The sequence below is a fragment of the Peribacillus sp. NPDC101480 genome, from assembly GCF_050277335.1.
Classification (GTDB): domain Bacteria; phylum Bacillota; class Bacilli; order Bacillales; family DSM-1321; genus Peribacillus.
Window position 1 is genome coordinate 1 of sequence record NZ_JBNNSB010000008.1, and the last position, 24971, is coordinate 24971.

Here is a 24971-nt window from a genome sequence, read left to right on the forward strand (position 1 = left end):
AATGTTTGACTTGCTCATTTGCTTTTTTGATAGTGTGTGCTCACTTAAAATTTAACGTTGGCGCTTTGTTTTGTTCAGTTTTCAAAGAGCAATTTCGTTGTCGTTTACTTCGTAAGCGACTTTTACATCTTATCATGTCTTCAACATTGTTGTCAACATGTTTTTTTATTTTTTTGTTTTGATGAAGCTGCGAAAGCTGATGTCCCGCAGCGACATGTATTAATATAACACCTATATTACTATTGGTCAACAATAAAAATGCATTTTTTTAAAAGTTTTTTGATACCCGATAAAACCGGTGATATACCTCGTGACCTTTTGTCTCCGCCTTGATGACGTCGATAACCTTCTTCTCTATCAAATATTCCAATAAAACACCCAGGTCGACTGAATAAAACTTAACTTCCGGATGCTCCATAAGCTCCGCAATCGTCCACGGATCTTCTTTCGTCCCCATTATTTCTATCAAATGCTGTGAACCTGCATTCGTCCTCGAATAAATAAGAAATTCGCTCGCAAGGAAAAGAAGCTCCAATCTTTTTTCGAGTGTTTCCTCGCTGCTGATCAATTCTTTATATAACTTATAGATCTCAGGTTCCATATGCTTCACTTGGTTCCAGACCGTAACCTCCGGATAAAAACCTTGTTCTATTATTTCCAAACGGGCCAAGTGATGCAAGGAATGAACGATATGGTTGTATGCCTCCAGATAATGGCCTTTTTCAAAGAAGCTTTTCCCATCCATGTACCTGCGAATTAACTTTGCAAACTCCATCCCCATCTTTAACTTCCTTCCATAGAAGGGGAACTCCCGGATTTCTGTTTTCAAACGGTCCAAATATTCATTCCGGTCAAAAAGAACCTTCCCGTTATATATCCAGTCAACCACTTTGCGGTTCGTACCTAATAGAAGCCATTCTTTTAACTGGTCTTCCTGTACGATATGCAAGGCTGCCTTTTTATCCCGGTAAGTGTAATGCTTTAAAAACACGGCCTCTTCGGCTTCGTCTGCAATCACAAAAAGGATGTAGTCAAATGTATCGGTAATCGGGCTATTATCATCCCTTTTTTCTATTAACAAGATTCCAAGTGTAGATTTTAAACTTGCTCGCTCTTGATAAATCGGGCGAAGGATATCTTCCATCATAAATTCCTCCAAAACCTTTTTTTTTAGACTTTCGACAAAACTCTTCAAATTCCTGCTTATCTCCCTTACCCCAAACCATCTCAATTCAAAAGTAATATGTATCCTTTATTTCTTTTTTGTTCCATCCGCTGTTTATGTTATAGTTAAAGTTATATTTTAGGAGGGACAATCCATGGCTAAATATTCTAGCAAAATCAATAAAATACGTACTTTTGCTTTGAGTTTGATTTTCATTGGCTTCATCGTAATGTACCTTGGGCTTTTCTTCAAAACGCATCCTGTTGTCATGACGATTTTCATGGGGCTGGGCCTTTTATTCATAATCGCAAGTACAGGGGTTTATTTTTGGATTGGAATGCTTTCCACAAAATCGATCCAGGTTGTCTGTCCTAACTGCGGCAAACCTACAAAAATACTAGGGCGTGTAGATATTTGCATGCATTGTGAAGAACCATTGACACTTGACAAAAAGTTGGAAGGCGAAGAATTCAACGAAAAATATAACCGGAAAAGCCTGCATGACTAAAGGAATTCGGCTAGCTGAATTCCCTTTAAAGAAGTCTTTAACAATTGTATCATTTCTTCATAACATGAAAAAAAGTTCCAACCAAGTGGAGGAACTTTTTTTAATGCGATTCTTTTTTCGCACAATCCGTACAGTCGCCGTAGATTTCCATCCGATGGTGACTAACATTGAAACCGGTGACTTGTGCTGCGAAATGCTCGACTTCATCCAATGCAGGATAATCGAAATCCACAATTTTCCCGCAAGTTTGGCAAATTACATGATAATGATTCGTCGTCACAAAATCAAACCTTGCCGAAGAATCACCATACGTAAGTTCTTTCACCAAACCTACCTCACGGAACACACGCAGGTTGTTATAAACCGTTGCCACACTCATATTAGGAAACTTGCCTTCCAGCGCTTTATATATATCATCAGCGGTAGGGTGGGACATGGAGCTTATCAAATACTCAAGTATCGCATGGCGTTGAGGAGTTATTCTTACACCGGTATCTTTTAAGGAATCCAACGCTTCTTTTAACTGAACTTCAGACACCGTCATCCACCTCTTTTTCTCATTAAGTATGCATTCTTAAATTATAATGTTTATAAATAGTGTACCTTTTATGCGTTGAATTTGTCAATAATTCAATGGCTTAACCATTCTTTTTTAGTTTATTCATGAGCACATTGAATCTTTCCCATTTTTGCATTGAGTTTAGTATCCCCTGGATAAGTCGATTACATTGGTGAAGTCTTTTCCAGCTTTCAGGTATTCACGCATATTTTTTTCGAATATGGCAAAGGTTCTTGGTAAATATTCTCCGCTTTTACTTGAAAGATGCGGAGTGACTGTAACATTCTCCATCCTCCAAAACGGATGCCCTTTTCCTAAAGGTTCCGGATCAAATACATCCAAGATGGCATGAGATAATTCCCCGGCATCCAGGGCTTCGATCAACATTTCATCGTTAATCAGGTCGCCGCGGCCAATATTCACGAATACTGCAGTTTCTTTCATTGCTTCAAAGTGTTCTTTTTGCAGAAGGCCCTTCGTTTCATCCGTACTTGGCAGGACGGATACGATATAATCGGCTCCCGGTATGGCTTCCAATAAATTATCCAGGGCATAAAGGTGATCGATGGATTCCACTGGCTTCCCGCTCCGGTTCACTCCTATCGTCTTCATCCGAAAGGCTTTCCCAAGACGAGCCACTTCCCCTCCAATTGCACCCACGCCAATAACGAGCATCGTCTTGCCGTTCAATTCCCCTACTTCAATCTTTCTATCCCACAGTTCTTCCTTTTCATTCTTCATAAGCAGTTTCAATTTCTTTTCATATTGCAAAAGCATCCCTATCGTATACTCTGCCATCGGTATTTTATGAATGCCTCTAGCATTCGTCACCAGAATGCCCCTTTCCTCTATGGCTTTAAATGGCATTAATTCCATCCCTGCACTCATGACCATGATCCATTTCAAGTTCGTAGCTTTCCCAATGATTTCTTCAGTTAAGTCTTCACCATATGTAATTAAGATTTCAGCTTCACGAAGCGGCCCATCCGTCCATCCTTTTTGATAAATGAAGCTCAAGTCACTAAAAGCTTCCGTCATCTTCTTTTGGATGCCTTCATTCGGAATGACAGTTGAAAGTATTAACATGTTTATCTCTCCCTTTAATTAACATAAAAAAACACGGGCTCTATGTGTCCCGCGCAACTTTCTCTGAGGAGGTATTCCCTTAATAAAGCATATTCAGGTGTCCCCTTTTTGAGTTGGACAAAAGCCTTAGCCTTATTAAAAAAGGCTTTATTTTAAGGAATTTGGGTTTAATGCATCTAATTCCGGCAAAATGAAAACGCCATCCCTTCTTATCAGGACGTCGTCAAAGAAGATGTCACCACCCCCATATTCGGGACGCTGGATCAAGACCATATCCCAATGAATCGATGATCGGTTTCCATTATCCGCTTCTTCATAGGCAAGTCCAAGAGCCAAGTGCAGACTTCCGCTTATTTTCTCATCGAACAAGATATCGTCCATAGGTTCCAATATGTATGGATTGATCCCAATTGCGAACTCCCCGATAAACCGGGACCCTTCATCAATATTCAGAATTTGGTTCATTTCAGAGTCACGATTGGAAGTAGCTTTAATGATTTTTCCCTTTTCCAAGTTTAATTCTATGTCACTAAAGGTGAATCCTTCATAGGTTGTTGGTGTGTTGAAGGATATCCTACCATTGAGACTATCTTTTATGGGTGCCGTAAACACTTCCCCATCAGGTAAATTCTTTTTTCCGGCACATATGACGGCCGGCATACCTTTGATGGAAAAGGTCAAATCTGTTCCTGGCGAAACGATCCTGACTTTGTCAGTTCGTTCCATCAATTGTTTTAACGGTTTCAAGGCCGTCTCCATTTTCCCGTAATCCATGTTGCATACATTCAAAAGAAAATCTTCGTACCTGTCGAAGGTCATGCCGGCTTTTTGCGCTGATGCGTTGGTGGGATAATTAAGCAAGACCCAACGTCGGTTGTTTACATAGAAAAGAGTGGGGGAATTCATAGCCTCCCCTTGAAGACGGTGCCTCTCGATGGAAACATCGGTCATTTCCACATCGTTTTCTTCCCCGGTGATGATGATTACCGCATCGATATCCTTATATTTCCTCAAGGCCCATTGTGAAGAGGTGTCAAGTTGTTCCTTTACATTCCCTTGTAACAGGTGGCGGCTTATTTCATCGTCTTCGAGTTCTACATATGGATAAGCACCCACTCTGTATATTTCATCAATCAGCTCTTTCAATAATGGTTTCGTATTGATATTCCCCCGTATGAGGATTCTCTCTTTTGGCTGTAATTGTATCGAATGATGAATCAGCCTGGCTGCAAGCTTCGTTATTCGCTCATCCTTCATCTGCCTGTCCCTTATTTTTCGAGGTCGCGAAGAGTTTGAAGAGCTTCTTCGACATGGCCTTTGACCTTTACTTTACGCCATTCTTTGACTACCATACCAGCCTTATCAATCAGGAAAGTTGAACGTTCAATGCCCATATACTCCTTGCCGAAGTTCTTTTTCAACTGCCACACATCAAATGATTCAGCCGCTTCATGATTTTCATCAGCCAGCAGCAGAAAAGGCAATCCATGTTTTTCGATGAATTTTTCATGACGTGCAGCTGGGTCTGGGCTGATTCCAATGATGACCGCGTTCAATTCCTCAAATTGCTCATTATGGTCCCGGAAATCACAGGCCTCCGTCGTGCAACCTGGCGTCATGTCTTTTGGATAAAAATATAAAACAATATATTTTCCCTTAAAATCCGATAGGGACACCATTTCACCATTGTTTGCAGGGAGCTTGAAATCAGGTGCTTTTTCTCCAATTTTAACAGTCATATTAAACCCTCCATTTCTTTCATTATGGTAAGAGTACCCAATAATCGAAAGAAACACAACTTTCATTTATCCTTCCTATCTTTGTGCTCCAAATCGATCACCGTCCGGATCACGAACGCTGCCGGCAGTGTATAACCGATGAAAGCCTGAATCGTAGCTATCATCCTGCCCATGCCAATCGGGGCTATATCTCCATACCCTACAGAAAACATCGTCATCGCACTAAAATAAAAAGAAGTCTTCAACTGTTCATAGAAAGTGCCATCCAATCGATTGCCCATATCAAGAATCACCGAATGATTCTGAAGTTCGTATAATAAATAAATCAGTGCAAATCCAACTAATATCGTCGCATATAAATTGCCAAGCCACAGCATATCCTCCAGAGAAAACTTCTTTCCTCCCGACTCAACAAGAAATAACGTACGAATACTCATCACCATGCAAAAAATGATTCCTGCAATCAAGATGTAGAAAGTCATCCCCCACGCCCCATTTCAAAACGCCACTTCCTCTATACATACTCCCTGTCCAAACAATATATTCTTTTTTAGGAACAGACCTCATCCTTATCACCCACACACCTTATAACCGGATACTTTTACTGAATTTTTTTTCATGTTGACCCTTTTGGTCGGATATGTTAAGATTGTCTAAATTTTTATAATAGTTTTTATTTTATAAATTTTTAACCTACAAACAGTTATCAAGGCAGGTTTTGTCAAATTTCATATGTGGAAATAGGTTCCTAATTTTAAATTAGGATTAAAAGGGAAGTCCGGTGTAATTCCGGGACGGTCCCGCCACTGTAATGGGAGTGTTAGCGCCATCCAATATGCCACTGATCAACGGATCGGGAAGGCCCGCCGCTAATGTTAATCCCTAAGTCAGGAGACCTGCCTATTTCGACAACACTGTTTTAACCTACGGGAGATAGGGAGGTGTTAGGGACCTTATAATTGTAAGGGGCATTTTGCATGCCTCTTTATTTTAAGCATTTCTAACCATCTCTTTTGACGGTTAGGAATGCTTTTTTTATTGCTCAATTAAATGAATATAGGAGGATGGGAATATTGAAAAGCAGTAGTTTGGGTTACCCTCGAATCGGGGAAGATCGTGAATGGAAACGTACATTGGAAGCTTACTGGTCCGGTAAAATCGATGAAGCAGAATTTACGGCACAACTAAAAGCCATCCGTTTAGGCAACTTACAAAAACAGAAGAAACGAGGCATTGATATCATTCCTGTCAACGACTTCACTTTCTATGATCAAATGCTCGATATGTCCGTAATGTTCGGTCTTGTTCCTGAACGTTATTCAGCCTATGAAAGCGGAAGCGTTCCCCTTTCCGTTTATTATTCAATGGCTCGCGGAAACAATGATGAAGTCGCTTCCGAAATGACGAAATGGTTCAATACGAACTATCACTATATTGTCCCTGAATTAAAGGTGCCACAGCTGACGTTAACGGAAAATAAACCACTTGCAGCATATCGGGAAGCCAAGGAAAAGCTAGGAATTGAAACAAAGCCCGTGTTGATCGGTCCTTATACTTTCATCTCCCTTTCCAAAGGCTTCAAAAAACAAGATATCCCTGGCATCATCCTGAGCCTGCTTCCCCTATACACGCAAATCCTCCGGGAGTTGGAGCAAGAAGGCGTGAAGTGGGTTCAAATGGACGAACCTTCACTTGTTTCATCGATTTCCAAAGAAGATATGCAAACTGTTACTTACCTCTATGAAAAACTGAATGAAGCAGCACCAAACCTGAACATCATGCTACAAACATACTTTGATGCCGTGGAACATTACCAGGAAGTCATCGAATTACAAGTCCAAGGAATCGGTCTTGATTTTGTACATGACAAAGGGAGGAATCTAAGCAACCTGGAAGCATTCGGCTTTCCGAAGGACAAAGTGCTTGCTGCAGGTGTGATTGACGGAAAAAACATTTGGCTTTCTGATTTATCGAAAAAAATCCAATTGATCGAGACTCTTAAGACAATGGTAGCCGAAGACCGAATCTGGCTTCAGCCCTCTTGTTCCTTGCTTCATGTGCCAGTGACCGTTCGTAATGAAACCGCCCTATCAAACGAAGTGAAAGAGGCCCTTGCTTTCGCTGATGAGAAACTCGAGGAAATCACACTCTTGGTCAAAGGGAATAATCAAGGCTTTGAAGCAATCGCCGAAAAAGTCGATGCTAATAAATTCACGCTTCAAACGTTAGCAAATTCAAATGCCCGGAATCACGGAACTGTACAATCCAATGTCGAAAAGGTTAAAACCAGGACCGCCGGCCGTCAGCTTCCATTTAAAGAGCGTTACCAAAATCAACAGGCATTTTTCAAATTGCCTTTTCTTCCTTCGACTACGATCGGCAGCTTTCCGCAGACATTTGATGTTAAACAAGCACGCGGGAAATTCAAAAGAGGAGAATGGACCGCTTCGCAATATGAAACATTCGTTAACGAAGAAATCGGCAGGTGGATCGAAATCCAAGAAGAAATCGGTTTGGATGTCCTTGTTCATGGGGAATTCGAACGAACGGATATGGTTGAATACTTCGGCCATAAGTTAGGTGGATTCGTCTTTTTAGAAAAGGGGTGGGTACAATCCTATGGATCCCGCTGTGTGAAACCGCCAGTCATCTACGGCGACATCCATTTCATCGAACCGATGACAGTCAGGGAAAGTGTATACGCACAATCACTGACGAAGAAGACGGTAAAGGGAATGCTTACAGGTCCTGTTACGATTTTGAACTGGTCATTTGTCCGTGATGATATTTCCAGGGAGAATGTATGCTATCAGCTGGCACTCGCTTTGGAAAAAGAAGTCATTGCATTGGAATCCGCTGGAATCAAAATGATTCAGGTCGATGAGCCTGCACTTAGAGAAGGTCTGCCATTGAAAAAAAGCGATCGCGACGAATATTTGAACTGGGCTGTGAATTCGTTCTTGATATCGACATCAAGCGTGGAGGATACAACCCAAATTCATACGCATATGTGCTATTGCGACTTCAACAGTTTCATGGATGTCATCTCCTCCCTCGACGCCGATGTAATTTCCATCGAAACATCCCGCAGTCATGGGGAGCTTGCTTCCGCATTCGAGGAAAAAACATATGAAAAAGGTATTGGTCTAGGTGTGTATGACATTCACAGCCCGCGTGTGCCGGCAGTGGAAGAAATGGTCGATATGATCGAACGTGGGATCAAGGTATTGGATAAAGACCAGTTTTGGATCAATCCTGACTGCGGACTGAAAACAAGGGGTATCCCGGAAACCGTCGCATCCCTGAAAAACATGGTCGAAGCAGCAAAAATCGTCCGTGAAAACCTGTTAGCTAAACCAACCGGCAAATGATTGAAAAGCACGTTGCCCACCCAACACAGCAGTCACGGACCTTTTTAACCGACCTTGTTTTTCCACCGGATACAAATCATCACAATACCATCTTTGGCGGAAAAGTAATGGCCTATGTTGATAAAATAGCCTGCATTTCAGCTATGCGCCATTGTCGAAAACCCGTTGTGACTGCTTCAAGCGACTCTTTTGATTTTTTGGCCCCCATCAAGACGGGGGATGCGATCAACCTTGAAGCTTATGTCACCTGTGCCCATCGCACATCAATGGAGGTATTCGTGAAAGTGGAGCGCGAAAACCTATTAACAGGTGAGAAACAGCTTACGGCCCGTGCTTTTTTAACGATGCTGGCCATTGATGAAGACGGTAAGCCGACAAACGTACCACAGGTCATTCCGGAAACCGAAGTGGAAAAGCAGCTATATGTTCAAGCACAAGCAAGATATATTGAAAGAAAGAATAAACGCAAATAAACAAAAACCCCTTCAACATGAATCTGTTGAAGGGGTTTCTTTCAGTTCCCTGCACCGCGGTACCTCTTCACTCCCTGATTCCATATGAATACGGATATCATGAAAAAGGCTACCCCAATTACAGGTGTGGCAAATGCATATGCATACCACTCTTCTTTTCTAAGGAAATAAGATGCCGGATAGACACCAACAAACGCGAATGGCAGCACCCATGTAAGGACAAAACGAATGACCTTATTATAAATATCAACAGGATAGCGCCCATAGTTCCCGATATTGTACATCATTGGCATGATGGATGTTTTCGCATCCGACCAGAAACCAATGCTTGCTATCGCAACGAATATGGCTGCATAAGCAAGGGCCCCGCCTATTGCAAAAATGATGAAAAGAATCGGGTCATACCACGCAAGCTGCAGATCCAATGAAATCCCCGAATAGAATATAATGATCAAACCGGTCACAACACCAAATAACGCTTCAAGCTCGATTCTTTCTAAAATGACTTGAAACAGGCTATGTATCGGTCTTGTTAATATCCGGTCCATTTCACCTTTGACGATATAGCGGTCATTAAAATCCCAGATGTTGAAAAAGGCTGAAAAAAGGGCGAATGGGATAAGGAAAAATCCATAAATGAATATGATTTCTTCACGGCTCCAGCCGCTTAAAAATTGGGTATGTCCAAAAACGACTAAGATAAATACCAGATTCACGACCTGATTCAGCAGGTCAGATAGGATTTCCATGAAGAAATCGGCTCTATATTGCAGTCTTGTTTTCATATATTGACTCACGTATTGAAAAAACATCGATACATAAAACATCCCGTCAACCTCCTTGAATAATCAGCTGTTTTTTTGCGACTATCCATAAAAGCTGAATCGGTATTATGAGAATGATGCACCAAATTAACTGCTGTAAAAGCGCCATGCCAATTTCGCCTGAACTGTACCCGTTCGTAAAAATCATGCTTGGTACATAGCTGATCCCTTGAAAGGGTAAATATTTCATCACTTCCTGCGCCCATATAGGATAGAAACTGATGGGCAGCAGCAGGCCGGAAAATAAATCAATGATAACCCTTTTAGCGCGGATTAATCCGGCATTATTATATAAGAAAAAGGTCGTGATTCCCGTCAATAAGTTAATTTGTGTATTGATGATGAAGCTGAACAGCAAGGAAATGCCGAACATCCCCCATGTAGCCGGCTCGTGCGGCAATTCGATAGGAAAAATGAAAGCTACCAGCAGCATCCCCGGAATTGAGAAGAAGAAGAAACGGAATATCCCTTCCCCAAGTCCTTGCATCGTTTTCATGCCTAAATAGTTATAAGGCCGGATCATCTCAATGGCAACCTTGCCGTCTTTAATCTCAGTGGCGATTTCGCGGTCAATATTATTGAAATAAAAAGCGCGCGCCATCCATGCAACCGCGACATAGGTTGTCATCTGCATGCTTGAAAGTCCTTCGATGGAGCTTTTTTCTCCATATATCGCATTCCATAAGAAATAATAAGCACCGATATTAATGCTATAAATTAAAATGCCGGTATAATAATCCGTTCGATACGCAAGCATCATTAAAAAACGCATGCGGATCATGGCAAGATACTTCCCCATGGCCCTCCCCCTTCTTGATAGACACGTTGTTTCTTATTGATAAGAGAGTCAGACAGTGCCTTCTTCGTAAATATTGCGAACGATCTCTTCAATGGACGTTTCATGGATTTTGATGTCTTTTATTTTAAAATGAGATACGACAGCTGAAACAAGCTGTGAAATATGATCACTTTCTTCTTTCAACAAGGCAATGTAAGTTTGATTTTTCTCATCATAAACCCAGTTAGCAGTAAATGGGAGCGCTAATGATTGTAATTCCTTCAATGCGATCGGCTCGATGAATTGAAAATGAATCTGTTTTTCCTCAGCCCAGTTATCTTTCAAACTCTGCAATTCCCCATCATAGATGATTTGTCCTTCATCAAGCATGATTACACGCTCACATAATGCTTCAATGTCTCCTAGATCATGTGTAGTCAAAAGGATTGTCGTATTATATTTCTCATTGATTTCTTTCAGGAACTCACGAATCTTCATTTTCACGAGCACATCAAGTCCAATTGTCGGCTCATCCAGGAACAGCAAAGGCGGATTGTGGATCAAAGCTGCCGCAAGCTCACAGCGCATTCGCTGACCAAGCGAGAGTTTACGCACTGGTTTGTCCAGCAAAGGACCGATATCAAGCGTCTTGATGACATGTTCCATATGATCGTTATATTGTTCATCCGTTACCTTATAGACCTTTTTTAACAGCCTAAACGATTCTTGAACCGCAATATCCCACCAAAGCTGTGAGCGCTGACCGAATACGACTCCGATTGTCTGGGTGAACTTTTCCCTTTCTTTATGCGGATTCATGCCATTGACCGTGATTTCACCTGCTGTCGGTTCCAAAATACCTGTCAGCATTTTGATCGTGGTCGATTTCCCTGCACCATTTTCCCCGATATAAGCTACCATCTCACCCTTTTTTACAGTAAAATTGATATCATTGACGGCAGGGACGACCTTATAATTTCTGGTAAGTAAATCCCGGAAGGCACCCTTTAGCCCTGAACGGCTTGATGCCGACTTAAATTCCTTCCGAAGCTGTTTTACTTGAATTGCATCACTCATCCTGTTACATCCTCCGTAATCTCTTGTCCTAATGAATTAGTTTATCCAAACCAACCTTTTTAGACAATAAAAATGCTTGGATGCCATATACCATTTTCAGGGAGAAAATGGCCGTTGTACCAGATACTTATATAAAGGAGACGAGTATGCTATGAATATCAAAAAATTATTACTATCCCAAATTGAAAAAGTCGTTTTCGACCTTCGATATGACTTCCTTTATGAAGATGAGTACGGTGAATTATTATGCCAGGTCATCCAAAGGGATTCCAGCGGGTCCATCGAAAGCACACCCATCAGTTTCCACCTCCTCATTAATGAAGAGAAAGGGACCGGCCAGCTAATCTATTACCAAGCCCAGGGCGAAATGAACCGCCAATCCTTCGACATCGAAAACCCTGACACCATCTTGGCCATTCTTACTTTCATAACAGGAGTTTTGAAATCCGACCCTATTTCGCATACAGAATGATGGCCCGGAACCCTGATGCTTATAAGGCTGCAGCTCTTCCATCAGTGAATGAATCACATTTCCCAGTTTTCGACCCCAGATTTACGGACGAAAAAGTGCTATGATTAAGGGGAAATATGTTTATATTTTTAGGAGGTTTTAAGATTGGATTTTAGTAATTCGGAGCTTTTACATAAAGAGGCATTGGAACATATCGTTGGCGGGGTTAACAGCCCATCCCGTTCCTACAAAGCTGTAGGCGGCGGTTCACCCGTTGCGATGGATCATGCCAAAGGTGCTTATTTCTGGGATGTTGATGGCAATAAATATATCGATTACTTAGCTGCATATGGCCCGATCATCACAGGTCATGCGCATCCACATATTACGGAGGCGATCGTTAAAGCAGCAGAAACGGGCGTTTTATACGGCACACCGACCAAACATGAAGTCAAATTTGCCAAAATGTTGAAAGAAGCCATACCATCCATGGATAAAGTCCGCTTCACCAATTCAGGAACCGAGTCCGTCATGTCCACCATCCGCGTTGCCCGCGCTTACACAGGACGCGATAAGATCATCAAGTTTGCAGGCTGTTACCATGGACATTCCGACCTTGTTCTCGTCGCTGCAGGCTCTGGCCCGTCCACTTTAGGAACACCGGACTCTGCCGGCGTTCCCAAAAGCATCGCACAAGAAGTCATCACGGTACCTTTCAATGATATTGAGCCATTTAAAGAAGCACTGGATAAATGGGGTAATGAAATTGCTGGCGTGCTGGTTGAACCGATCGTCGGCAACTTCGGAATCGTGGAGCCAAGCCCCGGCTTTTTGGAAGATGTCATTTCATTATCTCACGAAGCCGGATCACTAGTCATTTTCGACGAGGTCATCACAGCGTTCCGCTTCATGTACGGAGGGGCACAGGACTTTTTGGGAATTCAACCCGATTTGACCGCGCTTGGTAAAATCATCGGGGGCGGGCTTCCTATTGGTGCCTATGGCGGTAAAAAAGAGATCATGGATTCTGTCGCACCGCTGGGACCGGCCTATCAAGCGGGTACGATGGCAGGAAATCCGGCTTCCATGCTTTCCGGGATAGCTTGCTTAGAAGTACTTAAAGAAGAGGGGCTGTATGACGAGCTGGACCGGCTGGGGAAAATCCTTGAAGAAGGTATCCTGAAAGCAGCCCGCCAATATAATGTACCGATCACCATCAACCGCCTTAAAGGGGCGTTGACGATCTATTTCACGACAGAAAAAATTGAAAACTATGAGCAGGCGGAAAATACGGATGGCGAAATGTTCGCTAAGTTCTTCAAACTCATGCTAAACCAGGGAATCAATTTGGCACCTTCCAAATACGAAGCCTGGTTCTTGACGATTGCTCACACGGATGATGATATCGCTTATACTCTAAAAGCGGTTGAACATGCATTCAAAAACCTAATATAATAAATCGAATCAGCATAATTATGCATTTTTTATACACCCTCAGGATGTACATCAATCTTGAGGGTTTCTTATTCCCCTGTAATAAATCTTTAATATTGGCATTTGAAGCCACTCCTTACAAAAATCCCGCCAATCACAGCATCCAGTTCATTGTATAAAAAATTGATTTCTGAATATTTAAATGATATGATATGGATACATTTATATACATTTATACACTTTCTTTCAATCTATCAAAACTTGGACTATTGTTCGGGTTTACTAATATTTCCCCCATTAAACATATGCTACAGGAGGTGAAAGGCAGCGAATAAGGGTAACCTTATTCAAGCCACATATATGACCCAACAATGGACACCTGCTACATTCAAAGAATTTCACAAGGAAGAACATGATGCCTGCGGTATCGTTTCCTGTATCGAAAAAAAGAAGATCCCTACTAACGAAAACATCTTTGCCTGTATCGACGCCCTGGTTAAAATGAACCATCGCTGCGGCTTCATCAATGGTGAGGGCGATGGCGCCGGCATCCATATCGATATTCCCCGTGCTCTTTGGAAAAAGAAGCTTGAAGCGGTAAATGTCGATTCAAGCATCGTCGATCAAGATACCTTCATTGTCGGCCATTTATTTTTAAGCAAAAAAACAGAAGCTAACGACTTAAAAATCGAAGTCAAGGAGAAACTGCTCCAGCATGGTCTCTCATTGATATTCGAAACGGATAAAGCCTACCGTTCCGAGGCATTGGGACCGATTGCCATTCAAGAAGACCCAGTGTTCTGGCAATTTGCCTGTTCCTCCACCATCAATAACAACCAGGAGCTTTCAAATGTTCTTTTTGAGCTGACTTCCGACATCGAAAAAAGTGATTTCATCCATGTTGCATCTTTAAGCCAGCATCATGCGGTATACAAAGTGATGGGTGCTGGAGATACGCTCCCTGCCTATTATCTTGATCTTGCCGACCCTTTGGCTGCCTCCACCATGACACTGGGGCATAATCGTTTTTCAACCAATACTCTATCAAGCTTCTTCCGGGTCCAGCCTTTCAGTGTACTTGGACATAATGGCGAAATCAATACCATCGCCAAATTGCGTGATGAAGCAAAAATGATCGGAGTTCCCATCGCTAAAGATGGAAGCGACTCACAGGATTTAAACAAAACGATCGAAACTTTCATCTGCCGTCATGGCTACTCTTTATTTGAAGCTGTCGATCTTATGTTCCCGCCAATCATCAATGAAATCAAGGAATATCCCGAGCACTTACAAGACTTATATACGTATTTAAGGGAAGCATGGGGTCATTTTGCACAAGGTCCGGCAGGCATCATCTCCCGTTTCGGCGATGAAGCCGTGTTCTCAGTCGACTCTTTAGGCTTGCGCCCACTATGGAATATTGAAACGGAATCATCTTATATGTTCACTTCCGAACCAGGAATCATCCCTTCCAGTGAATATACCGGAGATCCGAAACCGATGGGGCCAGGGGAAAAAATCGGTTTGAAATGGAACGGCGACAGCATTGAATTGTACACATACAAGGATTACCAGGATAAAGTATTTGAACTCTTCAATGATCGTTTCGTCCTTTCCAATGACCGAGTTCGCTTACAGCCCCAAGTGTTTGAAAAGGTTGTCTCCATGACAAATACGCAAGCCATTCATAATGGTCAGTATAAAGCCTTTGGGTGGGAAAGGGAGCATGTCCAATTAGTGGAACAGATGGCCGAAAAAGGTGCTGAGCCCATTCGTTCACTTGGTCATGATGCGCCACTCGCAGCACTTAATCCCCAACGGACCAACATTGCTGATTTCATTAAGGAAAGTGTGGCCGTTGTAACCAACCCTGCGATCGACCGGGACCGGGAAACCGAGCACTTCTCAACAAGAACGATCATCGGAAAACGTCCTTCCCTTTTCGAAGCGAATAAGGCAGGAAAGGTTACGGAGCTGCTGACTCCCTTATTGATTGAAGGGTCAACGGGTTATGAGTGTTCATCTATCGTATCGCAGCCAAGCTATGATCAGTTCATTAAATATAACCAAGATCAAAAACTCGTACACTTCATTTCAAGCACGTTCAAAGAGGATGAAAACATCACGGATGCCTTGACCAGGATTACGGATGAAAGTGTCACTGCAGTGGATGAAGGAAAAACGCTGCTCGTACTGGATGACGCCCTTGCCCATCAAAACGGCAACCTTTGGCTTGATCCCCACCTTGTAACCTCAGCCGTCGATCAAGCGTTGGTCCGTACAGGCAAGCGCCGTGATTGTTCCATACTTTTACGTTCAGCATCGCTAAGGTCACTGCATGATATCATCGTTTCTTATGGTCTTGGGGCCAACTTAATCAGCCCCTATTATATGTTCCTTTCCTTATCTTCGGATGACCTCAAAGGGGTTAGCAATCTATATAACTCCTTGACGAAAGGTCTTGAGAAAGTCATCTCCACCATTGGCATTCATGAGCTTCGCGGCTATGGAAGACTTTTCTCAAGCATCGGTTTACATGAGGAAATCGCGAAATATTTAAATGTGGCTAACTTCTTCGGATCCAATGATCTGGACTATAATTTTGATAAAATCAAGGCCGATGCCATCCAGCGTGCAGAAGATTACGGCAATGAAAAAGAACGGATGGGCAAAACCTTCCATTTGTTCCCAAGGATTTGGAAGTCTATCGGGGAAGTTGCTTCAACCGGGGACTATGATGCTTATCGTGAAAAGATCACCGAGCAGGAAGAATCCAATCCTACGACGATCCGCCACTTGACATCATTAAAAACTTCAGATGCTTCCATCCCTTCTGAAGAAGTCAGTCTTTCGGTCGGCGAACAGGAATTGCCATTCGTCATTGCCTCCATGTCTTTTGGGTCACAAAATGAGATTGCTTTCCGGGCCTATGCAGAAGCTGCCGAGAGGTTAGGCATGATCAGCATGAATGGTGAAGGCGGGGAAATAAAGGATATGCTTGGCAAATACCCGAAATCGCGCGGACAGCAAATCGCTTCCGGCCGTTTCGGTGTCAATGCAGAACTATTGAACTCTTCAAATCTATTGGAAATTAAAATTGGGCAAGGGGCAAAACCTGGTGAAGGCGGTCACCTTCCAGGTTCCAAGGTCACAGCGAAAATCGCAGAAGCCCGAAATGCAACAATCGGTTCCGATTTGATCTCCCCTTCCAATAATCATGATATATACTCAATTGAAGATTTGGCCCAAATGATCCATGAGCTAAAAACGGCAAACGACAAAGCAAAAGTTGCCGTCAAAGTACCAGTCGTTCCTAACATTGGTACGATTGCTGTCGGCGTCGCAAAAGCGGGGGCAGATATCATAACGCTTTCCGGTTTTGATGGCGGAACGGGTGCTGCCAGGATCCATGCACTCGCGCATGTCGGTCTGCCAGTTGAGATAGGTGTGAAAGCGGCCCATAATGCACTGCTTGAGTCAGGTATCCGACAGAACGTTGAAATTTGGGCTGACGGTGGGTTAAAAAGCTCGATGGATGTATTGAAGGTAATGCTGCTTGGTGCAAACCGTGTAGGCTTTGGGACCCTTTCGATGATTGCCGTCGGCTGTACAACGTGCCGCGGATGTCACCTTGACACTTGCCATGTGGGCATCGCCACACAAATTGAATCGGAAGCACAGGCGAAAGAACACGGGCTGCGCCGTTTTGTTCCACGAAAATTTGATTTAGCCGTTCAGGGATTAACGAATATGTTCAATGCATTTGCAAAAGAACTTAAAGCTTTGACCGGATCACTCGGGGTGAAGAATCTTCAGGATATCGTCGGACGTTCTGATTTACTGCAGCAAGTTAAAGGACAACAATCATTGGATTTAACCTATTTATTGAAAAACTTGGATATAACACCGTTCTCACATAAGGAAACGGCGGCATATTTGAATGAAGGCTCCATGCAGGTGGCCGTTGGCGCTGAATATCTTGATTCGCATGTAGATGATCTGCAGCAATCCCGTAGCTATAGCTCAATCACTTCCGAGCAGCGTGTTCTCGGCAGCAGGGTGTCCTGTCACCGCGTTAGGGGCAGATTGGACGGATCATACAAAAAACTTCCCCCCGTTCACCTATCCTACCAGGATGGTTCCATCCCGGGTAATGGACTCGGGGCATACAATACGGAGGGAATTACAATCAGCGTGAATGGCGGTGCCCAGGATGGTATCGGCAAAACATCGATTGGCGGAAATATTTCCATCTTTAAATCTCCAGGAAAAGATGGAAAGTTCTACAATGGCTCTGTAGGCAAGGGGTTTGGATACGGTGCACAACACGGCCTTCTCATTGCCCAAGGTGATGCAGATGCCAGGGCGGGAATCCGGCTTTCCGGGGCGGATATGATCATTGGAGGATTATTGAAACAACCGCTTCCTAAAAAGGAAACCGGTAATATTGCGGTAACTTCCAATATTAAGGGATTCGCTTTTGAATATATGACAAATGGAAGAGGTTTGGTTCTGGGAGATCCCGGTCCATGGATTTGCGCAGGGATGACAGGCGGTGTCGTTTATTTACGGCAACAGCCTGAATCTGGATTAACCAAAGAGGTCATTAAGAAGCGGGTTGCGAAAGGGGCAAAGATTTCCATTGAGCCCCTATCCGCAAGAGGCCTGCAGGATGTGGCCGAACTTCTGGGCAAATACACAGCCCTATTGAAAGATCATGGCCAAACCGAAGAAGCGGCCTCTTTAGAGGCACTTCTTCAAAAGCCTGAAGAGCACTTCCTTCAGGTCGTTCCAGTTAAAGAACAGGCGGACCCTGCTGTTTCCACGGAGTGATGCCGAAAATATAAGAAAAGGCTGATGCTCGTTAATGCGAGCATCAGCCTTTTCTAGTCATATACCTCTGGAATGTTCTCAAACAATGGAAAAACAAATTTGAAAGCAATCAAGAAATTGCCTATCGTTTCTTTATATATTAAACTTGATTTTAGCTATTGTAACTCTTAGGAAAATCCTGTATATTACTTTTTGTTTACATCTTCTTATTTTAGTGTAAAGTACTAACAAATAAGTTAGAATACAACTTTAAGCAAAAGCCTATATATAAATAGAGCCACGATCCATTACATTACAATACAAAGAAAGGATTAACCCATATATGAAGTTTGGTGCCCGCATTCTCAAAACAGGAATAGCAATTGTTTTAGCGCTTTATCTCTCGGAACTGCTTAACCTTCCTGCTCCTGTCCTTTCTGGGATTGCTGCAATTTTTGCAATACAGCCGACCATTTACCGTTCATATCAAACGGTGTTGGAGCAAATTCAAGGAAATATCATTGGCGCATTGGTTGCTGTCTCCTTCGTTTTGTTGTTCGGAAATGATATTTTTATAATCGGTCTTGCCGTAATGGTTGTCATAACCATCAATTTAAAATTGAAAATGGATAAAACGATCGTCCTTTCCATCGTGACGGTCATCGCCATCATGGAAAGCCAGGAAGGGGAATTCCTGAATTTTGCCTTTATTCGTCTCTCTTCCGTTTTGCTTGGAATCGTTTCTTCGTTTATCGTGAATCTTGTTTTCATTCCTCCAAAGTACGAAGCAAAGCTTTATACACGCATTACAGATGTAACCGAAGACATCTTGAAATGGATCAGGATCAGCACAAGACATGCTACAGAACATACTTTATTGAAAAAAGACATCAGCCGATTGAAGGCGGAGTTACTCGATCTGGAACATATCTATTCCATGTACAAAGAGGAACGGGAATATTTCAAGAAGAACAGTGTAGCTAAAGCAAGAAAGCTTGTCGTTTATCGGCAAATGATCATAACGACAAAAAAAGCGTTTGAAACCTTGAAGAGAATCCATAAATTCGAGAATGAAGTATATCAAATGCCTGAAGATTTCCAACGGAGCATCTTACAGCAGCTTGATTCCTTGATCCGCAAGCATGAACAGTTGATATTACTGCATATCGAAAAAATCAAGTCAATCGAGGAGATTGAAGATTGGGACCAGGATTGTTTAAGTCGTAAAGAGCTGCTCGCCCATTTTTTCGAACAGCAGAATCAAGTGGACGAAATGCATGATAACCTAGGCCACCTCTCTGCCCGCCTTGTACCATTGATTTCTGCAGTCATAGAATATGACGAACAATTGGAACACCTTGAAAAGCTGATCGTCAGCTTCCAGTCCTTCCATAAGGAAGATAACGAAATATCTGTCCAGTATGAAGAAGATTAAAAAAAGACGGTTCCCGGGAACCGTCTTTTTTCGTCTCTATTTAGAGCATGACCTCATTCAATCATCCAAAAGGTTCTTATCAGCAGCCTTTTCAATCGTATCCAATTTCTTCAAAAGATCCTGCAGCTCGTCTTCCGAGAATGAATTGAAGTTCTTGCCCATCAATTTGTTATGATCCGCAAGGACTCTCCCCAAAATCGCTTCCCCAGCCTCTTTCAATTCAAGGTTGATGACCCTGCGATCCTTATCAGAGGGCTGCCTTTTTACATAATCCATTTCGACCAACTTATCTACAAATACGGTAATCGCACTTGGCTTTACGGTTAAGAAGTCAGCCAGCTGAGTCGATTTGATCGACCCCTCTTTTTTCAATATCAATAATATGAAAAACTGAGGCGATGTTAATCCATAAGGCTGAAGATTTTTTGCTACGATGGCCCTAAGCTTCTTCCTAATCCGAAAAATCTGCATTTCTATACTATTAGTTACTTCCCATTTAAATTCCAGCCTTCTCACTCCTTATATAGGACAATCCTACCTCTTAAATTTAATTAAATGGCATTCCAATGTCAACTTTACTTTCCATATATCCTTAAAACTAAAAAAAATTCAAATTTTTACTATTTCTCTGTATTTATTTCCCACCATTTTTCCGAATAAATTACATGACAAAAAATAATTAAACTGGTAAACTCTTTACTTAATAATATTAATACTTATAAAAGTTAATATTTATTTAATTTAACAAATAAACATTAGAATAGGAGGCGTTGTCATTTCTGGCTAGTGAACAGTATCGAAAAAAGGAATACATCATCAATATTTTTTGGAGGCGAAACAAGTGAATAGAGGACGTTTAGTTTTAATCAATGTCATTGGTTTGGTTATTATCATAGCGGTATTAGCCGGTGGGGCTTATTACTATTATGAAAGCACGAATTTCATTAAAACGGATGAAGCGAAGGTTTCAGGAGAGCTATATACCATCGTTGCCCCCGCTGCCGGTAAATTAGCAGATTGGGACTTACATGAAGGAGACAGTGTAAGTAAGGATGACAATGTTGCCAATGTAACCACTTTAGATGGAAAAGAAGCGGTAAAAACCGCAGCACAGGGTACTATCGTTAAAACACAAGTGCATGATGAGCAGCTTGTTCAAGCGGGTCAAACGCTGGCTCAGACAATCAATATGGATGATCTGTCCATAACGGCTAATATTGAAGAAAATAAATTAAAGGATATCGAAAAAGGTGACAGCGTAGATATTATCATCGATGGAGATCCCGATACTGTCTTCGAAGGTACATTGGAACAGATCGGTTATGCTACAACGTCCGTCTTTTCAGTGATGGGCAATCAAAACAGCAGCGGAAACTATACGAAAGTCACTCAAAAAGTACCAGTTAAAATTTCCATCAAAGCACCATCCGATAAAGTTCTGCCTGGAATGAACGCAGAAGTGAAAATTTCAACTAAATAAAATGGCTACACAGTTATACAGAAAGGAGGCTTTTCTTTAAATGGCTTCTCAAACCATCACAGTAAATGAAAACAAGGGAATGAAGCAGTTTGCCCCCATGTTAATTATCTTAATGCTAGGTTTGTTCATGGTCATTTTGAATCAAACCCTGCTTAGTGTCGCCATGCCCAGGATGATGGCAGAATTCAATGTAGCTGCGACTACGATTCAATGGTTATCAACTGGATTCATGCTCGTGAATGGAGCCTTGATCCCACTGTCCGCTTTTTTAATTGAACGGTTTGGCACGCGCATTTTATTCCTTGCTGCCATGTTTTTATTTACCATCGGGACATTCATCTGCGGCATCGCACCCAATTTCCCCGTCATCCTTACAGGCCGGCTGATTCAGGCGGCTGGCGGCGGGATCCTGCAGCCATTGGTCATGACGATCATTCTTTTCATCTTCCCTCCGGAAATGCGCGGGAAAGGCATGGGAATCTTTGGACTTGCCATTATGTTTGCCCCTGCAATCGGCCCGACTTTATCTGGTTGGGTCATTCAGGAATATAGCTGGCGGGTCATGTTCTACGCAATGGTGCCATTAGGCATGATAGTCATGACACTCGCCTTTTTAAGTATGCGTAATGTAGCAGAACCAAAGAAAATCAAATTGGATTTGTTGGGTGCGTCTCTTTCCTTGCTGGGAGTTGCTTCCTTACTATACGGTGTCAGTGAAGCGGGTTCCAAAGGCTGGACGGATCCCATCGTTCTGGGAACGATCATCATCGGGCTGATCCTTTTGACGCTTTTTGTGGTTCAACAGCTTAAATCGGAAACACCTATGCTCGACTTCCGTGTATTTAAGTATGACATGTTCGTATTATCGAATATCATTTCCGCCATCGTCACAGTTGCCATGTTTACCGGGATATTCTTATTGCCTATATATTTGCAGACATTAAGAGGCTTCACACCAGTTCAATCCGGCCTATTGATGTTACCCGGAGCCCTTGTGATGATGGTGATGTCACCCATTTCAGGAGCATTATTTGACAAAATCGGACCTCGTCCATTAGCACTAATTGGTTTAGCGATTACTGCCGTCACAACCTTTGAGTTCGCTAAATTGACTACGGAAACTACCTATTCGACTTTGGTCATCATCTATGCCATCCGCGCACTTGGAATGTCTTTACTGATGATGCCGATCATGACTGCTGGGATGAATCAGCTTCCCAAGCATTTGAATACACATGGTACGGCAATGAGCAATACGCTTAAACAAGTGACCGGAGCCATTGGTACGAGCTTCGTCACAACCATTTATACAACCCGTGCATCTTTCCATGGAACTGCTTTAGGAACGGAAATGAGCACGAGTGATCCCGGTTTTGTTCAGAATTTCCAAACAATCGTTCAATCCATCATGAGTTCGATGAATCAAACTAGTGAACAGGCACAGGAAACTGCCATGTCGCTGATTTCTTCACAAATCCAGGGTCAAGCAAATGTGATGGGAATCAATGATGCATTCTTTTGGGCAACAGGCTTTGCAATTGCCGGTATCGTTCTTTCACTGTTTTTACGTGACGTTCGGAAGGACAAAGCAATGAAAAAAGCTAAACAAGAACACTTGGATGTACCTTTGCTTCCTTCACCAGTAAAAAAATCGGTTTAATTAAATGGGGGAATAAAAATGAAGATCTATGTTGTTTACGACAGTGAAGGCAACCATACGAAAGCACTTGCCGAATCAATAGCTCAAGGGGCCGCCGCGGTCCCCGGCGCTGAGGTTCTCATTGACCATGTGAACGAGGCGGATGTTTATAAGCTCCAGGAAATGGATGCCATCATTTGGGGCTGTCCCGGTCATTTCGGCACCATCAGTTCGAGTTTGAAAACATGGATCGATAAACTTGGGTATCTATGGGCGGAAGGTGCGCTGATCAATAAAGTGGGTGCTGTGTTCTGTACGACGGCCACCGTACATGGCGGACTCGAGGCTACCATGCTGAACTTAATCACCCCTATGCTTCATCAAGGCATGATCATTGTTGGCTTGCCCGGCACTGTCCCGGAAAACGCCTTATATGGCTCCTACTATGGAGTAGGAATAAGCTGTCCGCCCGGTGTGGATGACAACATCACCAAAAATGACTTGCAGCTTGGAGAGGCATTAGGAAAACGGGTTGCCCATGTCACCCGTTCATTCATAAACGAGCTCTAGGAGGCTTAATTCAATGGGCATAATTCTAATTATCATCGTTGCCATATTAGCGGTTACGGGCTTGATCACATACAATATCAAAGCCTTATCCCCTGAAGGTAAGCCGCCGGGTGTCGAGGAAGAGAACTCGTTGGAAGAGTCCGCTTTCTCTTCGGCTGATGATTCCGTTACCGAAATCATCTCCCCAGCAGACAATGATGAATTGAAAATGAAAGATCAGGATTATCGTTTGGCACTTTCCAAGCTTCACAATCAAAAGCCAAATGATGAGCCAACTGCAGAAAAAAAGCCTAATCTTCGCAAAATGAAAGACAAGGAATACCGCGGTACATTGGAAGACTTCCGGCAAAATGGCGATTGAAGAACGTCACCCCATTCGGCATATTCGCCTCTTCTGGGGTTTTCCACACTGCCTTTAGCTTAAAGATAGACCTGCAGGCTTAACTTATTTTTCTTGTTGACAAATATTCACAAAGACTTTAAGCTAAGGTAATGTAACACAAACATTTTTTTAAACTCAGCTTTTGTTGAGAGACGGAATTTTAAAAGGATTTCCTTTTTTCGTTCGTCACTTGCCTTTTTGGCAGGTGGCGATTTTTATTTTTACAGGGGTGAAAAATATGCAACTTTTGAAGTATTCCATAATGGTCTTAATCGGTTCGATCTCATATGGCACATTATCCACCATGATGAAGTTTGGATTCATGGATGGCCATTCATCCGGAGAACTAGTTGGCAGTCAATACCTCGTCGGTTGGCTGATTGTCTCCTTGTTATTTCTTTTTTCGTTTAAATATAAAGTTTCATGGAAGAGTGCCGGATTACTTTTAATCACGGGCATGATGTCCACTTTCGTCGGAAAGGCATATGCCGTTTCCGTATCCGAGCTTCCCGCTTCCATTGCCGTTGTCTTTTTATTTCAATTTACCTGGATAGGCGTTCTCATTGAAAGTTTCATAAATAAAAGACGCCCGGATAAAAATAAACTCATTGCCATTTTCGTTCTCTTCATCGGAACATTATTGGCAGGCGCTATCTTTGGTCAGCCTCTATCCGGCCTAAGCCTAAAAGGCGTATTGTTCGGTCTATTGTCTGCCTTGCTTTTTGCGCTATATATGTATTGCAACTCTCAATTCGCAGTTGGGGAATCTTCAATGAAACGGCTATTTTTCATTGCAACAGGTGGTATGCTGACTGCTGTATTCACAACTAACCCCGTCACACTTGTGACGAATCTTGTCCAAACGAACCTATGGTACTACGGTCTGCTGCTCGGCACATTGGGTGTTTTAGTTCCTTTCTTTTTCTTTGCTGTCAGTTTGCCCAAAGTGGGTGTCGGCCTTGGAACGATTCTTTGTGCTGCGGAACTGCCCTCAGCGATGGTCGTTTCCGTCATCTTTTTGCATGAACAGGTTACGTCACTGCAATGGTTCGGGATGTGCTTGATCATCGTAGGCATCGCCTTGCCTGAGGGAATAAAGCATCTGCCGCATTTCCTTCCTGACAGAAAAAAAACGCTGCATGAAAAAAGGATTTCATAACATGCATGCGCACAAGAAAGACCATTCCC

22 protein-coding genes and 1 riboswitch are annotated in these 24971 nt (G+C 42.7%); of the genes, 12 read left to right on the plus strand and 10 right to left on the minus strand.

What is annotated here, in order from left to right; genetic code table 11:
- Positions 1 to 268 precede the first annotated feature (268 nt).
- The gene (locus tag ACQKMF_RS22395) at positions 269 to 1144 is read right to left on the minus strand and encodes a nucleotidyltransferase-like protein (protein WP_101225974.1); all 876 of its coding nucleotides are present in this window, start codon (positions 1142 to 1144) and stop codon (positions 269 to 271) included.
- A 175-nt stretch (positions 1145 to 1319) separates the two neighbouring features.
- Between ACQKMF_RS22395 and ACQKMF_RS22400 the strand changes: the two genes are divergently transcribed.
- On the plus strand, positions 1320 to 1673 hold the full coding sequence (locus tag ACQKMF_RS22400; RefSeq protein ID WP_101225973.1) for a YgzB family protein: 354 nt from the start codon (positions 1320 to 1322) through the stop codon (positions 1671 to 1673).
- A 100-nt stretch (positions 1674 to 1773) separates the two neighbouring features.
- On the opposite strand, the gene perR is transcribed toward ACQKMF_RS22400, so the two are convergent.
- From perR to ACQKMF_RS22425, 5 genes are all read right to left on the minus strand, one after another.
- Positions 1774 to 2217: a peroxide-responsive transcriptional repressor PerR gene (gene perR, locus ACQKMF_RS22405; protein WP_076371177.1), complete on the minus strand. Its 444-nt coding sequence runs from the start codon at positions 2215 to 2217 to the stop codon at positions 1774 to 1776.
- A gap of 156 nt (positions 2218 to 2373) precedes the next feature.
- Entirely contained in the window at positions 2374 to 3318 is a 945-nt protein-coding gene (locus ACQKMF_RS22410) for a D-2-hydroxyacid dehydrogenase (protein WP_427575048.1), read from the minus strand.
- A 147-nt stretch (positions 3319 to 3465) separates the two neighbouring features.
- A complete protein-coding gene (locus tag ACQKMF_RS22415) occupies positions 3466 to 4575 on the minus strand; it encodes an aminopeptidase (RefSeq protein WP_427575050.1) in 1110 nt (369 codons plus the stop codon).
- Between the two features lie 11 nt (positions 4576 to 4586).
- Entirely contained in the window at positions 4587 to 5057 is a 471-nt protein-coding gene (bcp, locus tag ACQKMF_RS22420) for a thioredoxin-dependent thiol peroxidase (RefSeq protein WP_402944826.1), read from the minus strand.
- Positions 5058 to 5119: 62 nt separating this feature from the next.
- Entirely contained in the window at positions 5120 to 5539 is a 420-nt protein-coding gene (locus tag ACQKMF_RS22425; protein WP_101225970.1) for a potassium channel family protein, read from the minus strand.
- A 243-nt stretch (positions 5540 to 5782) separates the two neighbouring features.
- A riboswitch (cobalamin riboswitch) is annotated at positions 5783 to 5975 on the plus strand.
- 146 nt (positions 5976 to 6121) lie between these two features.
- Here ACQKMF_RS22425 and metE point away from each other — a divergent pair.
- Both metE and ACQKMF_RS22435 read left to right on the plus strand, forming a co-directional pair.
- The gene (metE, locus tag ACQKMF_RS22430; RefSeq protein ID WP_427575053.1) at positions 6122 to 8428 is read left to right on the plus strand and encodes a 5-methyltetrahydropteroyltriglutamate--homocysteine S-methyltransferase; all 2307 of its coding nucleotides are present in this window, start codon (positions 6122 to 6124) and stop codon (positions 8426 to 8428) included.
- On the plus strand, positions 8425 to 8901 hold the full coding sequence (locus ACQKMF_RS22435; protein WP_230178786.1) for an acyl-CoA thioesterase: 477 nt from the start codon (positions 8425 to 8427) through the stop codon (positions 8899 to 8901). The genes metE and ACQKMF_RS22435 overlap by 4 nt, the downstream gene beginning before the upstream one ends.
- 41 nt (positions 8902 to 8942) lie before the next feature.
- Here ACQKMF_RS22435 and ACQKMF_RS22440 read toward each other — a convergent pair whose 3' ends face one another.
- Genes ACQKMF_RS22440 through ACQKMF_RS22450 form a run of 3 tightly spaced genes read right to left on the minus strand, consistent with a single transcriptional unit; the run spans position 8943 to position 11580 of the window.
- Positions 8943 to 9728, minus strand: coding sequence for an ABC transporter permease (locus tag ACQKMF_RS22440; RefSeq protein ID WP_101225968.1), 786 nt, complete (start codon positions 9726 to 9728; stop codon positions 8943 to 8945).
- 4 nt (positions 9729 to 9732) lie between these two features.
- Positions 9733 to 10524 (minus strand): ABC transporter permease, encoded by a 792-nt coding sequence (locus tag ACQKMF_RS22445; protein ID WP_072272421.1) that lies wholly within the window; start codon positions 10522 to 10524, stop codon positions 9733 to 9735.
- A gap of 48 nt (positions 10525 to 10572) precedes the next feature.
- The gene (locus ACQKMF_RS22450; protein ID WP_034305344.1) at positions 10573 to 11580 is read right to left on the minus strand and encodes an ABC transporter ATP-binding protein; all 1008 of its coding nucleotides are present in this window, start codon (positions 11578 to 11580) and stop codon (positions 10573 to 10575) included.
- Between the two features lie 151 nt (positions 11581 to 11731).
- Between ACQKMF_RS22450 and ACQKMF_RS22455 the strand changes: the two genes are divergently transcribed.
- From ACQKMF_RS22455 to ACQKMF_RS22470, 4 genes are all read left to right on the plus strand, one after another.
- Positions 11732 to 12052: a hypothetical protein gene (locus tag ACQKMF_RS22455; protein ID WP_101225967.1), complete on the plus strand. Its 321-nt coding sequence runs from the start codon at positions 11732 to 11734 to the stop codon at positions 12050 to 12052.
- A gap of 144 nt (positions 12053 to 12196) precedes the next feature.
- Positions 12197 to 13486: a glutamate-1-semialdehyde 2,1-aminomutase gene (locus ACQKMF_RS22460; RefSeq protein ID WP_101225966.1), complete on the plus strand. Its 1290-nt coding sequence runs from the start codon at positions 12197 to 12199 to the stop codon at positions 13484 to 13486.
- Between the two features lie 339 nt (positions 13487 to 13825).
- Positions 13826 to 18298 carry a glutamate synthase-related protein gene (locus ACQKMF_RS22465; protein WP_427575057.1) on the plus strand — a complete coding sequence of 1491 codons (4473 nt, stop codon included), beginning with the start codon at positions 13826 to 13828 and terminating at the stop codon, positions 18296 to 18298.
- Positions 18299 to 18620: 322 nt separating this feature from the next.
- Complete coding sequence (locus tag ACQKMF_RS22470; protein ID WP_101225964.1) at positions 18621 to 19712, plus strand: FUSC family protein; 1092 nt, start codon at positions 18621 to 18623, stop codon at positions 19710 to 19712.
- 57 nt (positions 19713 to 19769) lie between these two features.
- Here the strand turns inward: ACQKMF_RS22470 and ACQKMF_RS22475 are convergent, their stop codons facing one another.
- Positions 19770 to 20183 carry a MarR family winged helix-turn-helix transcriptional regulator gene (locus ACQKMF_RS22475; protein WP_048678312.1) on the minus strand — a complete coding sequence of 138 codons (414 nt, stop codon included), beginning with the start codon at positions 20181 to 20183 and terminating at the stop codon, positions 19770 to 19772.
- A 370-nt stretch (positions 20184 to 20553) separates the two neighbouring features.
- On the opposite strand from ACQKMF_RS22475, the gene ACQKMF_RS22480 reads away from it, so the two are divergent.
- The 5 genes from ACQKMF_RS22480 to ACQKMF_RS22500 all read left to right on the plus strand — a co-directional run bounded on the left by ACQKMF_RS22480 (position 20554) and on the right by ACQKMF_RS22500 (position 24942).
- The gene (locus tag ACQKMF_RS22480; protein ID WP_101225963.1) at positions 20554 to 21192 is read left to right on the plus strand and encodes an HlyD family efflux transporter periplasmic adaptor subunit; all 639 of its coding nucleotides are present in this window, start codon (positions 20554 to 20556) and stop codon (positions 21190 to 21192) included.
- Positions 21193 to 21232: 40 nt separating this feature from the next.
- The gene (locus ACQKMF_RS22485; RefSeq protein ID WP_101225962.1) at positions 21233 to 22852 is read left to right on the plus strand and encodes a DHA2 family efflux MFS transporter permease subunit; all 1620 of its coding nucleotides are present in this window, start codon (positions 21233 to 21235) and stop codon (positions 22850 to 22852) included.
- An 18-nt stretch (positions 22853 to 22870) separates the two neighbouring features.
- Positions 22871 to 23401: an NAD(P)H-dependent oxidoreductase gene (locus tag ACQKMF_RS22490; RefSeq protein ID WP_063234827.1), complete on the plus strand. Its 531-nt coding sequence runs from the start codon at positions 22871 to 22873 to the stop codon at positions 23399 to 23401.
- 13 nt (positions 23402 to 23414) lie between these two features.
- Positions 23415 to 23762 carry a hypothetical protein gene (locus tag ACQKMF_RS22495; protein ID WP_101225960.1) on the plus strand — a complete coding sequence of 116 codons (348 nt, stop codon included), beginning with the start codon at positions 23415 to 23417 and terminating at the stop codon, positions 23760 to 23762.
- Positions 23763 to 24021: 259 nt separating this feature from the next.
- Positions 24022 to 24942 carry an EamA family transporter gene (locus ACQKMF_RS22500; protein WP_402944842.1) on the plus strand — a complete coding sequence of 307 codons (921 nt, stop codon included), beginning with the start codon at positions 24022 to 24024 and terminating at the stop codon, positions 24940 to 24942.
- The last annotated feature ends 29 nt before the right edge of the window (positions 24943 to 24971 follow it).

Coding starts and splice junctions, on each gene's coding strand:
- ACQKMF_RS22395 (WP_101225974.1), bottom strand. CDS start 1,144: ATGGAAGATATCCTTCGCCCGATTTATCAAGAGCGAGCAAGTTTAAAA.
- ACQKMF_RS22400 (WP_101225973.1), top strand. CDS start 1,320: ATGGCTAAATATTCTAGCAAAATCAATAAAATACGTACTTTTGCTTTG.
- perR (WP_076371177.1), bottom strand. CDS start 2,217: ATGACGGTGTCTGAAGTTCAGTTAAAAGAAGCGTTGGATTCCTTAAAA.
- ACQKMF_RS22410 (WP_427575048.1), bottom strand. CDS start 3,318: ATGTTAATACTTTCAACTGTCATTCCGAATGAAGGCATCCAAAAGAAG.
- ACQKMF_RS22415 (WP_427575050.1), bottom strand. CDS start 4,575: ATGAAGGATGAGCGAATAACGAAGCTTGCAGCCAGGCTGATTCATCAT.
- bcp (WP_402944826.1), bottom strand. CDS start 5,057: ATGACTGTTAAAATTGGAGAAAAAGCACCTGATTTCAAGCTCCCTGCA.
- ACQKMF_RS22425 (WP_101225970.1), bottom strand. CDS start 5,539: ATGACTTTCTACATCTTGATTGCAGGAATCATTTTTTGCATGGTGATG.
- metE (WP_427575053.1), top strand. CDS start 6,122: ATGGGAATATTGAAAAGCAGTAGTTTGGGTTACCCTCGAATCGGGGAA.
- ACQKMF_RS22435 (WP_230178786.1), top strand. CDS start 8,425: ATGATTGAAAAGCACGTTGCCCACCCAACACAGCAGTCACGGACCTTT.
- ACQKMF_RS22440 (WP_101225968.1), bottom strand. CDS start 9,728: ATGTTTTATGTATCGATGTTTTTTCAATACGTGAGTCAATATATGAAA.
- ACQKMF_RS22445 (WP_072272421.1), bottom strand. CDS start 10,524: ATGGGGAAGTATCTTGCCATGATCCGCATGCGTTTTTTAATGATGCTT.
- ACQKMF_RS22450 (WP_034305344.1), bottom strand. CDS start 11,580: ATGAGTGATGCAATTCAAGTAAAACAGCTTCGGAAGGAATTTAAGTCG.
- ACQKMF_RS22455 (WP_101225967.1), top strand. CDS start 11,732: ATGAATATCAAAAAATTATTACTATCCCAAATTGAAAAAGTCGTTTTC.
- ACQKMF_RS22465 (WP_427575057.1), top strand. CDS start 13,826: ATGACCCAACAATGGACACCTGCTACATTCAAAGAATTTCACAAGGAA.
- ACQKMF_RS22470 (WP_101225964.1), top strand. CDS start 18,621: ATGAAGTTTGGTGCCCGCATTCTCAAAACAGGAATAGCAATTGTTTTA.
- ACQKMF_RS22475 (WP_048678312.1), bottom strand. CDS start 20,183: ATGCAGATTTTTCGGATTAGGAAGAAGCTTAGGGCCATCGTAGCAAAA.
- ACQKMF_RS22485 (WP_101225962.1), top strand. CDS start 21,233: ATGGCTTCTCAAACCATCACAGTAAATGAAAACAAGGGAATGAAGCAG.
- ACQKMF_RS22490 (WP_063234827.1), top strand. CDS start 22,871: ATGAAGATCTATGTTGTTTACGACAGTGAAGGCAACCATACGAAAGCA.
- ACQKMF_RS22495 (WP_101225960.1), top strand. CDS start 23,415: ATGGGCATAATTCTAATTATCATCGTTGCCATATTAGCGGTTACGGGC.
- ACQKMF_RS22500 (WP_402944842.1), top strand. CDS start 24,022: ATGCAACTTTTGAAGTATTCCATAATGGTCTTAATCGGTTCGATCTCA.